We start from the raw sequence: 11,982 nt of genomic DNA on the forward strand, positions 1-11,982 counted from the left end.
GATGCGGTCCGCGATGATCCATCACGGGCCGTTTCCCTCGACCAACTTTTCCCGCCCGGCTAACCCCCGGGCGGGGCTTTTCATTCAAGCGGACGGGCGAACCCATGGCACTTTCACCTGATCAGATCACCCGGTTCCTGAAATCCGTGCACCCCTATGACGCGCTGCCTGTCGAGGAACTGGCCGACATCGCCGCCCGGATCGAAGCGCGCGAAATCCCCAAAGGCACCGTCATCTATCGCCGCGGCGCGCAGTTGCCCGGCCTGTTCATCATCTACGAAGGCCAGGTCGAGATCACCGACGAAAACGGCGCGGTCGTATCCCATCTGGGCCTGCGCAACTCGTTCGGCGAGCGTGGTCTGATGCGCGACGGGCGCGCGGTGACCACGGCAACGGCTGACGCCCCCTCGGTGCTGATGATCATCCCCACCGACCTGTTTTCCGATCTGCTCAAGCGCCACGTCGTCTTCGCCAAATTCTTCAACCGGGCCCGCCCCGCGCGGCCGGAACAGCAATCGCTGGCCACCACCCGTGTCGAAACTCTGATGGCGCGCAAGCCGGCCACCTGCACCCCGGACACGACCGTTCAGGAAGCCGCGCGCCTGATGCGCGACCGGGGCATTTCGTCGGTCTGCATCACCGAGCGCGGTGCGTTGCGCGGCATTGCCACAGTTCGGGACCTGTCGGGCAAGGTCGTGGCGGGCGCCCTGCCCCCGACGACCCCGGTGTCGCAGATCATGACCCCGGACCCGCTGACCCTGTCGCCCGGTGATATCGGCTCGGACGTTCTGCACGCGATGCTGGAACGCGGTATCGGCCATATCCCGATCACCGAGGGCGGTCGTCTGGTCGGGATCGTCACCCAAACCGACCTGACCCGGTTCCAGGCCGTCAGCTCGGCCGAGTTGGTTAGCCGCATCGCCCGGGCCGGATCGGCGACTGAGATGGCCGCGGTCACGGCCGAGATCCCGAACCTGCTGGTGCAACTGGTGGCGGGCGGCAACCGGCACGAGATCGTCACCCGCCTGATCACCGACATCGCCGACGCCGCGACGCGCCGGCTGCTGGCGCTGGCTGAACGCGACCTCGGCCCGGCGCCCGTCCCCTATCTGTGGCTGGCCTGCGGCTCGCAAGGCCGGCAGGAGCAGACAGGCGTATCCGATCAGGACAATTGCCTGATGCTGGATGACAGCGTCACCGATGCCGACCTGCCCTATTTCGAGGCGCTGGCCAAATTCGTGTCCGACGGGCTGGATGCTTGCGGGTATTTCTATTGCCCCGGCGACATGATGGCGACCAATCCGCGCTGGCGGCAGCCGGTCCGGGTCTGGCGCGACTATTTCAACGGCTGGATCGCCAAGCCCAACCCCGAGGCGCAGATGCTGGCCTCGGTCATGTTCGACCTGCGCCCCATCGGTGGCCGGTTCGAGCTGTTTTCCGACCTGCAGGCCGAAACTCTGCGCGCGGCCCGGGCGAACTCGATTTTCGTGGCGCACATGATCTCGAATTCTCTGAAGCACACGCCGCCGCTGGGCCTGCTGCGCGGGATCGCCACGATCCGCTCGGGCGAGCATCGCAACACGCTGGACCTCAAACACAACGGCGTGGTCCCGGTGGTCGATCTGGGCCGCGTCTACAGCCTGCAGGGTGAATTGACCGAGGTGAACACCCGCGCGCGCCTCAAGGCCGCCGAGGCCGCCGGGGTGCTCAGCCCGTCGGGCGCGCGGGACCTGCTGGATGCCTATGACCTGATCGCGGAAACCCGGTTGAACCATCAGGTCAAACAGATCAGGAATGGCGACAGGCCCGACAACTATCTTGCGCCCTCGGAATTGTCGGACTTTGAGCGAAGTCATCTTCGGGACGCGTTTGTCGTGGTAAAGACGATGCAATCCGCGGTCGGGCACGGCAAGGGGATGCTGGGGTAAAAACCCCGGCGGAAAGAACGGAGGAGGAAGATGTTTCTTGAGCTGATCGGCACGATCTTTGCGGGCTTTGCCATCGCGGGCCTCGTGATGGGCCTGAACCGGCTGACCGGTGGCCGTCTGCCGAAATGGTCGGCTCCGGTTGCGGCCGGTTTGGGCATGATCGCGGTCACGATCATCAGCGAGTATTCCTGGTACGACCGCACCCGGGACGCCCTGCCCGACGGCCTGACCGTCGTGCAAGAGGTCGAAAGCCGCGCGCTCTATCGCCCCTGGACCTATGCGGTGCCCTATGTCGACCGTTTCGCGGCCGTCGATACGGCCTCGTTGCGGACCAATGCGCAGGTGCCGGATCAGCGCCTGATCGACCTGTACTTCTTTGGCCGCTGGGCGCCAGTGTCCAAGATGCCGATCGCGGTGAATTGCGCCGAGCACAGCCGGGCAAGTCTGGCGGATGGGGCCGAGTTCTCGGATGACGGGCGTCTGGTCGGTGCCGATTGGGTAACGGTTGGCGCGGACGATCCGGTGGTCTCAGCTACTTGTGAGGCCTGACCATGCTGACCCGCCTGAGCCTGCGCCTGAGAATATTTCTGTTCTTCTGCTTGCTTGCGGCGGGTGGCATCGCCATCACCGTGATCGCCCTTTGGCTTGGCCTGCAACGCGCGGATCCGAATGATCTAACCAGCGCCTTCGTGTTCAGCGGCCTGCTGATCTCGTTTGGCTTGCTGGGGCTGGTTGTCGGTGTCTGGCTGCTGTTCGACGACAACGTGGCCAAACCGATCGAACGCCTGTCGGCGCAGTTGCGTGCGCGTGCACATGCGGGGGTGGATACTGATCTCGACCTGCAAGCGGCACGCTATCTGGGTGACCTCGCCCCCGCCGCCGCCAGCCTGGCCGAACGACTGGCCACCACCGCCCTGTCCACGGCCGAGGCTGTCGCTGCCGAAACCGCGCATCTGGCGTCAGAGAAGGAACGCCTGACCGCGCTTCTGTCCGAGATCCCGGTCGCGATGCTGCTGGCGGGGCCAAACCACCAGATCGTTCTGTATGACGCGCAGGCCGCCGAGGTTCTGGCGCAGATCGCCCATCCTCGCCTGAACGCCTCACTGTTCGACTATCTCGAACGCAAACCCTTGCTGGACGCTTACGAGAAGCTGGCGAAAACCGGCATGGATGTCTATTGCACCCTGGCCAGCGTGGACGGTCGGCAGACCTACACGGCACGCATGAAACCGCTGGGCGATGCGCCGGGCTATATGCTGATCTTCGAAGACAGCGTCGCCCGTATTCCGCCCGAGGCCGCGCGCCCTCTGGTCTATGATTTCGATCTTCTGGACACCCCCGGCGACGATGCGTTCGAAAACCGCCCCCTGTCGCAGCTGTGTTTCGTGGTTTTCGACACCGAAACCACCGGTTTGCTGCCGCACAAGGACGAAATCGTGCAGATCGGCGCCGTCCGTGTCGTCAAGGGGCGCATCGTCGAGGGCGAGCGGCTGGACACGCTGGTCAATCCGGGCATTCCGATCCCACCCGCTTCGACCAAGGTTCACAAGGTCAGTGACCGTATGGTGCAGGACGCACCCGACATCGCACAAGCCGGGCGCATGTTCCACCACTTCGCCCGTGATGCAGTGATCGTGGCGCACAATGCACCTTTCGACATGGCGTTTCTGCGCCGTCACGCCAAGCGCATGGAAGTCACGTGGGATCATCCCATCCTGGACACGGTTCTGCTGTCGGCCGTTCTGTTCGGAGCCAGCGAAACCCATACGCTGGACGCTTTGTGCGAAAGACTGGGCGTGGAAATTCCCGAGACGCTCCGTCATACGGCCTTGGGGGATGCGGTTGCGACGGCTGAAGCGTTGGTGCGAATGTTACCGATGTTGGCTGCACGCGGAATGCAGACCTTCGGCGACGTAATCGTAGAAACCCGCAAGCACGGTCGGCTGCTGGAAGACCTGAACTGACTCAGCCTATTGATCGCGATACAGCTTTTCGTGGACAATTCTGCTGCGGCATGGCACCCCGTGCCCGTCCACCACACGAGCGCGCGATGACCGAAAGAACATTCAAACCCGGACACGATCAAAGCATGGCCTTCCGCGAGGCCTTGGGGTGCTTTGGCACTGGTGTAACGGTCGTGACGACCAGCACCTCGGATGGGCCGTCGGCCATCACCGTCAACTCGTTTGCATCGGTGTCGCTGGATCCACCATTGGTCCTGTGGTGTCTGGCAAAAGAGTCGAACCGTTACGGGGCCTTTCAAGCGGCGCAGCATTACTCGATCCATGTCGTGGCCGAGGATCAGCAGGACCTGGCCCTTCGTTTTGCGCGCAATGGCCTCGATTTCTCGCATGCAGACTGGTCCCCGGATCACAAAGGTCGGCCGCAGCTGAGCCAGTGCCTGGCCCGATTTGACTGCACATTGTCTGCCCGCCACGAGGCCGGGGATCATCTGATTCTCGTGGGAGAGGTCGAACAGGTCATGTACCGCACCGGCAAGGGCTTGATCTTCAAGCGCGGACAGTTCGGCGGTTTTGCCGACCTTTTGTAATCACTCGTCCAATGACCCGTGCACGGCAAAGGCCTCCAACTCGGCCTCTTGCGGCGTGATCACCCGAAAAGCCTCGTGAACGCCGGACTCGGTCAGGCTGCGGGCAACGGTCAGCAGGGTGTTGGGGGCATGATCGTCACACAACTCGGACATGTGAGCCAGCTCGGCCCGGGCCACGTCCAGCGCCGCCTCGACCGACGGCGCGCCGTAAAGGCGCACGAAATGCTCGGCCAGATTGGTGGCCAGCCGCTCCATCTCGACCGGCTCGATCTGCGTCACCGCTACGAAGGTCACGCGCCCGAAGGTCTCGAGCCCCAGCCACCCATTGGCAAAGGCCTGGCGCGCCTTGCCGGCCAGGTCGGCCTCGCCCCAGTTCGAAAACTCGAACCCGCCCGAGATGCACCACTCGCCCGTTCGGGCAGGCGAGTGAAAGACGTTCAGGTCGCTTTCGTCGAAATGAATGGCGCGGGCCAGATTCAATGGGCGTCCTCCAACAGATGGGTCAAGGGAACAATCTGCGTATCCGCCCCGTTCCGCAACAGCATGCCGAACCGCTCATCGGCCCCGAGAAACACGCCGCGATCACCATAGGGCTCTCCGACGCCCTGCAGCAAGCCCATCCATTCCCCGTGCAATGGTGCGTTGCCGTCCTCGGACCAACGGTTCAGCCAGGTCAGCATGTGGCGCGACCAGCTTTCGACCAGCTGCACCGGGGACACATCCGCGCAGCCTTCGTCATACAGGGCCGTCACATCGGGCGACTTGCCGGGCTCGTCCCCGGTTTGCAGCAAGGCCAGTTCCCAGCCGACGACCAGCCAGTCGGGCACGGCTTCCGGATCCGAGGTCGACGCGGTCACACGAAATCGGCCACACCGGGCCCCGTTGACGAAAATCGGACCATCCCAGCCGAGATGCACCGCCACCTCGGGCGGAGCCAGCGCGCCCAGCGCGTTCTGGAACCCGACGGCGCACAGCGGCAGCATGGCCATTGCGTCCTGCAAGGGCACCTCGGGCGCAAAGACGATGGCCGCGCGTAGGCGATCCGCCTGGATGTTGTAGACGACGCTGCCCGCATCGCAGCCCAGCGCCGCCATTGCCTGTGCATGGTCGAACGGGTCTTCCCCACCCTGCACCGGGTGCCCGGACAGCAATGGGGGAAAGACCGGCTGCGTCATGCCTTGCCCGCGGCGATCAGATCGCGGGCGATCTTGCGGAAGGCCTCGGCCTGCGGGCTGTCGGGTTTGCTGACCACGATCGGCGCCCCGCCATCGGCGGCCACGCGGATATCCAGATGCAGAGGGATTTCTCCCAGCAACGGCACACCCAGTTCGGCGGCTTCGGCGGCGACGCCTCCATGACCGAACACGTGCTCCTCGTGCCCGCAGTTCGAGCAGATATGCGTGGACATGTTCTCGATCATGCCGACGATCGGCGTCTTCAACTGGCGGAACATGTCGATGCCCTTGCGCGCGTCGATCAGGGCCACGTCCTGCGGGGTCGAGACGACGATGGCGCCGTCCACCTTGAATTTCTGGCTCAGCGTCAGCTGCACGTCACCGGTACCGGGCGGCAGATCGACGACCAGCACGTCCAGCGCGCCCCACTGCACCTGGCTCATCATCTGCTGCAGCGCGCCCATCAGCATCGGACCACGCCAGACCACCGCCTGACCTTCGTTGGTCATCAACCCCATCGACATCATGGTGACGCCGTGATTGCGCAGCGGCAGGATGGTTTTGCCATCGGGGCTGGCGGGTCGACCGGACACGCCCAGCATGCGCGGCTGCGAAGGGCCGTAGACATCGGCATCCAGCAGACCGACGCGCCGCCCTTCGGCAGCCAGCGCACAGGCCAGGTTGGCCGAAACGGTCGACTTTCCGACCCCGCCCTTGCCCGAGGCCACGGCGATGATCCGGTCAACCCCCGGTACCGCCTGCGGCCCGGTCTGCGAGGGTTTGGGCTTGGGTTTCAAATCCGGCGGCGCCTTGTCGGAATGCGCGGTCAGCATGACCGAGACCTTGGAAACCCCGTCGACCATCTGCGCCGCCTTTTCGGCGGTGGCGCGCACCGGTTCCATCTTGTCGGCATTCTTGGGGTCGATTTCGAGAACGAAGCGCACGGTATCGCCCTCGACATTCAGCGCGCGGACTACGCCCGCGCTGACGATGTCCTGTCCCGAAACCGGGTCGGTGATCTTTTTCAGGTTCGTCAGAACAGCGTCGCGGATGCTCATGCGTCGCCGTCCTTGATCTGGCCGGTCACGACATGTTCGACGTCTAGGCCGTCAATCGTCAGGACTATCTTGGCCTCAAAGCTTTTGCCTGCCGGATCGCCCGCCTTGCGCAGCGCGTCTTCGATGGCCTGCTGGCTGGTCACGCCAACCTGTTTGAGGAATTTGCGCATCGACATGTTGTAATCGCCGCTCATCGCCGTTGTCTCCGTCTTGTTCGTTCATTTGACGCATTCGCCCTGTCACCGTTAGGCTGGGCCATGCGCTTTGTTCTTTTGTGCCTGAGCCTGACGCTCTTCGCCAGCCCCTCTTGGTCGCAGGAGGAGATTGGTCTGGCCGCGCCGGAAGATGTCGCACGCTCGGGTCTTTTGAAACATATTCTTCCGCGCTTCTCGCTCAAGACCGGAATCCGCGTTGTCGCGGATGATGCGGGCGCGATGGTTCTCACGGTCGGGCCACCGGGACAGCCGGTGTTTCAGCGCGGCAACGACATCTATCACTTGCGCATTCAGGACGAACCGCGGCAGGCCCGTTTTCAGGATTGGCTGTTGTCCGACGTGGGCAAGCGTACCGTCGAAAGCTTTGCACCGGCCGAGGGCGGCCCGTTCTCGGCCAGTTTCGAAACGGTCGCTGCGCCTGTGTCCGACGCAATCGAAGGCGACGCCTTGCTGGGCGAAAAGCTGTCGCTGACCCATTGCGGGCGCTGTCACGTGATTGGTCCGCAGAACCGAATGAACGGGTTGGGCTCTACTCCGTCCTTCGCCGTACTGCGCGCGATGCCGGACTGGTCGAACCGGTTCCAGGCGTTCTTCGCCTTGAACCCACATCCGTCCTTTACCCAGATCGAAGGGATCACTGCGCCTTTCGACCCCGAACGCCCCCCGCCCATTCACCCGCTGATGCTGACGCAAGACGAGCTTGAGGCGATCCTGGCGTATGTCTCGGTCATCCGCGCGGCCGATCTGGGGGCGCCGCTCAAGCTTCAGTGATCTTTGCGCTTGCTGAAGTAGTCATCGGTGGTAACGACCTTGGGCTTGGGCTTTGAGGTAAACGGATTATCCTCGCTGTGGAACTGCGCCTGCACACGGCAATCGTCACACATCTGGATCATCTTCGCCTGCTCGGACGTGGCAAACATCGGGTGGCTGCCGGCCAGCTTCTCCATGATCCGTTCGACCGTCGATTTCACCCCGAACAGAGCACCGCATTCGATGCAGGCAAAGGGCTCTTCTTCCTTCAGGACACGCGGCGACAGCGCGCGGTCGCTCAGGTCCAGTTCTGGCACTAGGGTGATCGCGCTTTCGGGACAAATGGTCTTGCACAGCCCGCATTGCAGGCAGGCATCCTGCTGAAAGTTCAGCTGAGGCAAATCAGGATTGTCGATCAATGCGCCCGACGGGCACAGCGACACGCAACTCAGGCACAGGGTGCAGGCCTCGGTGTCCACCTCCACCGCGCCATAGGGCGCGTGTTCCGGCAGAGGCAGCGGCTGAGACGCATCGGGGCGCAGCGCCTGCGCCGCCAGCCGCGTAATCTGGCGCCGGTTGCCCAGCGGCAGCACCGGTTGGGCCAGAGGCTGCGGCACGTCCTGCGCATAGAGCAGATCGGCCAGCGCATCGGGATCGGATTCGTCGATCACTCCAACGACGTCCGCTCCGGCGATGGCCAGCGCCAGCGGCAGTTCGCGCCCCAACGCATCCCGCTCGGTCGTCGGGGCCAGCAGGATATCGACCCGGGCAAAGCCATGAGCCAAGGCAGCCATCATCTCGGCATGTCCAAAGCCGGACACCACCCCCAGTTCCAGCGGGATCACATCGGTAGGCAGCCCGCGCCCGAACCGCGCGGCCAGCCGGATCATCTCGGCCCCGTGGGCATCATGTACCAACAGGCGCGGAGCACGCCCCCCGGCCCGACGGTAGGTCGCCGCCAGGGTCTGCATCCGAGCCAGCAGGGCCGCCACCGGCGGATCCTCGTAGCTGATCGCGGTCGAGGGGCACAGGGCCGCGCATTCACCGCAGCCCGCGCAGACCATCGGGTCGATGGCCACGTGATCTCCGGCCGGGGTGATGGCCCCGGTGGGGCAGATGTCCAGACAGTTGGAACAGCCCACCTGCCCGGCCCGCGAATGAGCGCACAGGGTTGCTTCGAGCCGGACATACAGCGGCTTTTCAAATGTCCCGACCAGCTGCGCCGCGTCAAAGGCCAACCGGGCAACCGCCACAGCATCGCGGGGATCGGCGCGCAGGTAGCCTTCGCGCTTGTCCGGGGCCGTCACGAAAGGCGTCCCCCCCGCCAGGTCGATCAGTACATCGCAACCCGACACCGCACCGTCGCGCGGCGGGGTCCAGGCAAACGCACCGCGCCCCGCCGGATCAATCTGCTGCAACGCATCCAACCGCAGGGTGAACCCGCCCAGCGCCCCCGAGACCGACCGGACCCGCGCGCGCACCACGTCATAGGCCCGGCTGTCAGGCTGCGCATCATCGGTGGCGACCACCGTCACCGCCATCGTGTCCGACAGTCGTTGGGCAAGGTCAAACGCAACCTCACCCGGCCCGATGATGCATGCGGTGCCTTCGCTGATGACATCCACGCTGGGCGTGATCGGCTGCTGCAACAGCGCCTCGGCGGCCAGCGCCGCCATCTTGGGCATCGCCGCGCGCCCCTGCTCGGACCAGCCGGCCCGGTCGCGCAGATCGACAAAGCCGGGGTGATCCACGCCCAGTTCATCGGCCAGCTCGTGAAACACTTGAGCCTCTTGCCCGCAGGCGATGACGATCTGGTCGTCCGACTGCATCAGCTTGGCCGCAGCGGTCAGTTCGGAGGTGCACAGCGCCGTGTGGACCCTGCTGCATTCAGCACCGCAGGCGTCCGATATCCCCTGCCCGTCCAGGGCCTGACTTCCAGCGCAATCGCACAAGACCAATTTGGTGACCATGTTCCCCCCGCATCTCTTCCTTGCCCCAACCTTAGACCCAAACGCCGCCCATGCAACGTGTGGCGGCCGGTTCTGGTCAGAAACTCTGTGTCGCCCGCCAAAGTCGGCTGATCGTCGCCGCGACCCATTTGCGACGACTTTTTTCCAAATCACGACCATTTCAGGGCGCTGCGGACTTGGCACGTGGCCCATTTGTGTACCATAGTGAACCCAAGGGAAAGCAGGGGAGAGCTTTTCCGGGGAGGATCAAAGTGGCCGAGGCCGCAAAACAGATCGAAATGCCGGTTGGCGTCGTCGTGCGCAAGACACCGGGGGTCACGCGCTGGGCCCGGTGGAATTGGCGCGCGGTTGCTGTGCTGCCCGGCGCCCCGCCCGCCGACTGGGTCGAACTGCGCCGCGAGGGCGATGCGGTCGAATACCACGCTGCCACCCTGCCCTTGAAACTCTGGTCCGACGAAACCGAGGCCTATATGGCGAATCTCTCGGACAGCCAGCCATCGCTGTATCTTGTCCTGCGTGACGATGCCGAAGGTGATCGCCCGCTGAACGCGTTTCTGATCACCGCCTCGCCCTACGAGGGGCAGGACTATGCCGATACCGGCGAAGAGATCGTGGAAAAGATCCCGATGACCGAAGGCCTGATCGCCTGGGTGCGCGATTTCACTCTGGCCCATCACCACGATGAGGTGTTCGTCAAACGCCGTCGTGACAAGAAACGGGTGGATCTTGTGGAAGACGGCAAGGGCGATGCGCGCATCCGGCAGACCTCGGATGTCTACCGCGCCCCGCGGAGGGCCCTGCAATGAGCGCCCGACAGGATTTCTGGTCTCGCCGCAAGGCCGCCGTGCAGGCCGAAGCACATGCCGAACAAGAGGCCCTGACCGCGCAGGAGATCGCCGCACAGCAGGCCGAACTGGAAGAAAAGACCGACGCCGAGATTTTGGCCGAGCTTGACCTGCCCGACCCGGACCTGCTGCAGGCGGGCGACGACGTTTCGGGCTTCATGGCCAAGGCCGTGCCGGACCGTCTGCGCCGCCGCGCCTTGCGGCGCTTGTGGCGGTTGAACCCGGTGCTGGCGAATGTGGATGGGCTGGTCGATTACGGCGAGGATTACACCGACGCCGCCTGCGTGGTCGAAAACCTGCAGACGGCCTATCAGGTGGGCAAAGGCATGTTGCGCCATATCGAGGCGCTGGCCGAGCAGACGGAGGCCGAGGAACAACCGGTCAAGGCCGAAGCCGAGCCGGCAACCGAAACGCCTGAGCCTGAAGCCGAGCCCGCGCCCCATGTCGAAGTGGCAGACTCCATCCAACCGGATGAGGACGAACGCCCCCCGGCCCCGCGGCGCATGAAATTCGAATTCGAAGGATGACCCGATGAACATTCGCGACCCGCAGACGTTCGAGATTTCCGCCGAGGACCGTCTGCGCGCGGATTTCTACAACTTTCTGGGCCTGCTGCTGGCCACACCACCCGACCAGACCCTGTTGAGCCAGATCGCTGCGCTGTCGGGGGACGAGACTGATCTGGGTCAGGCCATTCAGGCCATGGCCCGCGTGGCCAAGGTGACCAAGCCCGAAGCGGCCGAGCGCGAGTTCAACGCGCTGTTCATTGGGCTGGGGCGCGGAGAACTGCTGCCCTATGCCAGCTTCTACCTGACCGGGTTCCTGAACGAGAAACCGCTGGCGCAGCTACGCAACGACATGGCGGCGCGGGGCATCACCCGGGCGGCAAACGTGTTCGAACCCGAAGACAACATCGCCTCGCTGATGGAGATGATGGGCGGCATGATCGTCGGCCGTTTCGGCGGCCCGGCCGCGTTGGAAGATCAAAAGACGTTCTGGAACAAGCATATCGGCCCCTGGGCCGAGCACTTTTTCTCGGACCTGGAAGCAGCCGAGCATTCGGTTCTCTATGCCTCGGTCGGCACCGCCGGCCGGGTCTTCATGGAGATCGAACGCGAGGCCTTCCGCATGACGACGCACTAGGCGGCCGTCATTCGCTGGCGCCCCGGCGGGCGCTGAACCGCAAATGGGAAAGGAGGATCCCATGAGCAAGACCAAGGAGACCGGCGCCAGCCGCCGCGACTTCCTGAAACTGGCGGGCACCGCGGCCCCGGCAGCCGTTGCAGCGGCCAGCCTGGGAACGGAGGCCGAAGCGGCCGAGCAACCCTCGGACGAGACCCGCATTCAGGACACGGCGCATACCCGCGCCTATTTCGACAGCGCGCGCTTCTAGGCCGCCCCGGCGACGCCCGGCGCAGGTCCGGACGTGGTCACACTCGGCTGACGGTTGCGATTGGCCCTGACGTCGATTTCGAAACACCAAGCCAGCC

The 11,982-nt window shown here is 64.4% G+C and carries 14 protein-coding genes; 9 read left to right on the forward strand and 5 right to left on the reverse strand.

The annotated features are described in order from the left end of the window. Positions 1-104 precede the first annotated feature (104 nt). The 4 genes from ACR0FC_RS06270 to ACR0FC_RS06285 all read left to right on the forward strand — a co-directional run bounded on the left by ACR0FC_RS06270 (position 105) and on the right by ACR0FC_RS06285 (position 4,479). Positions 105-1,928: a DUF294 nucleotidyltransferase-like domain-containing protein gene (locus ACR0FC_RS06270; protein WP_170339028.1), complete on the forward strand. Its 1,824-nt coding sequence runs from the start codon at positions 105-107 to the stop codon at positions 1,926-1,928. 30 nt (positions 1,929-1,958) lie between these two features. Further along, positions 1,959-2,477: a hypothetical protein gene (locus tag ACR0FC_RS06275; protein WP_170339029.1), complete on the forward strand. Its 519-nt coding sequence runs from the start codon at positions 1,959-1,961 to the stop codon at positions 2,475-2,477. Positions 2,478-2,479: 2 nt separating this feature from the next. Beyond that, positions 2,480-3,892 carry a 3'-5' exonuclease gene (locus tag ACR0FC_RS06280; protein ID WP_170339031.1) on the forward strand — a complete coding sequence of 471 codons (1,413 nt, stop codon included), beginning with the start codon at positions 2,480-2,482 and terminating at the stop codon, positions 3,890-3,892. An 86-nt stretch (positions 3,893-3,978) separates the two neighbouring features. Continuing rightward, positions 3,979-4,479: a flavin reductase family protein gene (locus ACR0FC_RS06285; protein ID WP_093961825.1), complete on the forward strand. Its 501-nt coding sequence runs from the start codon at positions 3,979-3,981 to the stop codon at positions 4,477-4,479. Here ACR0FC_RS06285 and ACR0FC_RS06290 read toward each other — a convergent pair whose 3' ends face one another. Genes ACR0FC_RS06290 through ACR0FC_RS06305 form a run of 4 tightly spaced genes read right to left on the reverse strand, consistent with a single transcriptional unit; the run spans position 4,480 to position 6,906 of the window. Then, positions 4,480-4,959, reverse strand: a complete 480-nt coding sequence (locus ACR0FC_RS06290) for a DUF6505 family protein (protein WP_170339033.1) — start codon at positions 4,957-4,959, stop codon at positions 4,480-4,482. Next, positions 4,956-5,654, reverse strand: coding sequence for a biotin/lipoate--protein ligase family protein (locus ACR0FC_RS06295; protein WP_170339035.1), 699 nt, complete (start codon positions 5,652-5,654; stop codon positions 4,956-4,958). The genes ACR0FC_RS06290 and ACR0FC_RS06295 overlap by 4 nt, the downstream gene beginning before the upstream one ends. Further along, positions 5,651-6,712, reverse strand: coding sequence for an Mrp/NBP35 family ATP-binding protein (locus ACR0FC_RS06300; RefSeq protein WP_170339037.1), 1,062 nt, complete (start codon positions 6,710-6,712; stop codon positions 5,651-5,653). Before ACR0FC_RS06300 ends, ACR0FC_RS06295 begins: the two co-directional genes overlap by 4 nt. After that, positions 6,709-6,906, reverse strand: coding sequence for a DUF6494 family protein (locus tag ACR0FC_RS06305; RefSeq protein ID WP_170339039.1), 198 nt, complete (start codon positions 6,904-6,906; stop codon positions 6,709-6,711). The genes ACR0FC_RS06300 and ACR0FC_RS06305 overlap by 4 nt, the downstream gene beginning before the upstream one ends. Before the next feature lie 63 nt (positions 6,907-6,969). On the opposite strand from ACR0FC_RS06305, the gene ACR0FC_RS06310 reads away from it, so the two are divergent. Continuing rightward, positions 6,970-7,698: a c-type cytochrome gene (locus tag ACR0FC_RS06310; protein WP_170339041.1), complete on the forward strand. Its 729-nt coding sequence runs from the start codon at positions 6,970-6,972 to the stop codon at positions 7,696-7,698. On the opposite strand, the gene ACR0FC_RS06315 is transcribed toward ACR0FC_RS06310, so the two are convergent. Then, positions 7,692-9,647 carry a 4Fe-4S binding protein gene (locus ACR0FC_RS06315; protein WP_170339043.1) on the reverse strand — a complete coding sequence of 652 codons (1,956 nt, stop codon included), beginning with the start codon at positions 9,645-9,647 and terminating at the stop codon, positions 7,692-7,694. The genes ACR0FC_RS06310 and ACR0FC_RS06315 overlap by 7 nt on opposite strands. Positions 9,648-9,898: 251 nt before the next feature. Here ACR0FC_RS06315 and ACR0FC_RS06320 point away from each other — a divergent pair, with 251 nt between their 5' ends. The 4 genes from ACR0FC_RS06320 to ACR0FC_RS06335 all read left to right on the forward strand — a co-directional run bounded on the left by ACR0FC_RS06320 (position 9,899) and on the right by ACR0FC_RS06335 (position 11,885). Then, positions 9,899-10,453 (forward strand): DUF3305 domain-containing protein, encoded by a 555-nt coding sequence (locus ACR0FC_RS06320; RefSeq protein WP_170339045.1) that lies wholly within the window; start codon positions 9,899-9,901, stop codon positions 10,451-10,453. Beyond that, positions 10,450-11,019, forward strand: a complete 570-nt coding sequence (locus ACR0FC_RS06325) for a DUF3306 domain-containing protein (RefSeq protein WP_170339046.1) — start codon at positions 10,450-10,452, stop codon at positions 11,017-11,019. The genes ACR0FC_RS06320 and ACR0FC_RS06325 overlap by 4 nt, the downstream gene beginning before the upstream one ends. A 4-nt stretch (positions 11,020-11,023) precedes the next feature. Further along, positions 11,024-11,635: a TorD/DmsD family molecular chaperone gene (locus ACR0FC_RS06330; protein ID WP_170339048.1), complete on the forward strand. Its 612-nt coding sequence runs from the start codon at positions 11,024-11,026 to the stop codon at positions 11,633-11,635. Between the two features lie 61 nt (positions 11,636-11,696). Beyond that, a complete protein-coding gene (locus tag ACR0FC_RS06335; protein ID WP_005983760.1) occupies positions 11,697-11,885 on the forward strand; it encodes a twin-arginine translocation signal domain-containing protein in 189 nt (62 codons plus the stop codon). Positions 11,886-11,982: the final 97 nt, after the last annotated feature.

The organism is Ruegeria sp. BB9 (assembly GCF_056539345.1).

Bases quoted from the DNA above. Each gene is read 5' to 3' on its own strand.
- ACR0FC_RS06280 (WP_170339031.1), top strand. From the start codon at position 2,480: ATGCTGACCCGCCTGAGCCTGCGCCTGAGAATATTTCTGTTCTTCTGC.
- ACR0FC_RS06270 (WP_170339028.1), top strand. From the start codon at position 105: ATGGCACTTTCACCTGATCAGATCACCCGGTTCCTGAAATCCGTGCAC.
- ACR0FC_RS06325 (WP_170339046.1), top strand. From the start codon at position 10,450: ATGAGCGCCCGACAGGATTTCTGGTCTCGCCGCAAGGCCGCCGTGCAG.
- ACR0FC_RS06305 (WP_170339039.1), bottom strand. From the start codon at position 6,906: ATGAGCGGCGATTACAACATGTCGATGCGCAAATTCCTCAAACAGGTT.
- ACR0FC_RS06330 (WP_170339048.1), top strand. From the start codon at position 11,024: ATGAACATTCGCGACCCGCAGACGTTCGAGATTTCCGCCGAGGACCGT.
- ACR0FC_RS06275 (WP_170339029.1), top strand. From the start codon at position 1,959: ATGTTTCTTGAGCTGATCGGCACGATCTTTGCGGGCTTTGCCATCGCG.
- ACR0FC_RS06335 (WP_005983760.1), top strand. From the start codon at position 11,697: ATGAGCAAGACCAAGGAGACCGGCGCCAGCCGCCGCGACTTCCTGAAA.
- ACR0FC_RS06300 (WP_170339037.1), bottom strand. From the start codon at position 6,712: ATGAGCATCCGCGACGCTGTTCTGACGAACCTGAAAAAGATCACCGAC.
- ACR0FC_RS06315 (WP_170339043.1), bottom strand. From the start codon at position 9,647: ATGGTCACCAAATTGGTCTTGTGCGATTGCGCTGGAAGTCAGGCCCTG.
- ACR0FC_RS06310 (WP_170339041.1), top strand. From the start codon at position 6,970: ATGCGCTTTGTTCTTTTGTGCCTGAGCCTGACGCTCTTCGCCAGCCCC.
- ACR0FC_RS06295 (WP_170339035.1), bottom strand. From the start codon at position 5,654: ATGACGCAGCCGGTCTTTCCCCCATTGCTGTCCGGGCACCCGGTGCAG.
- ACR0FC_RS06285 (WP_093961825.1), top strand. From the start codon at position 3,979: ATGACCGAAAGAACATTCAAACCCGGACACGATCAAAGCATGGCCTTC.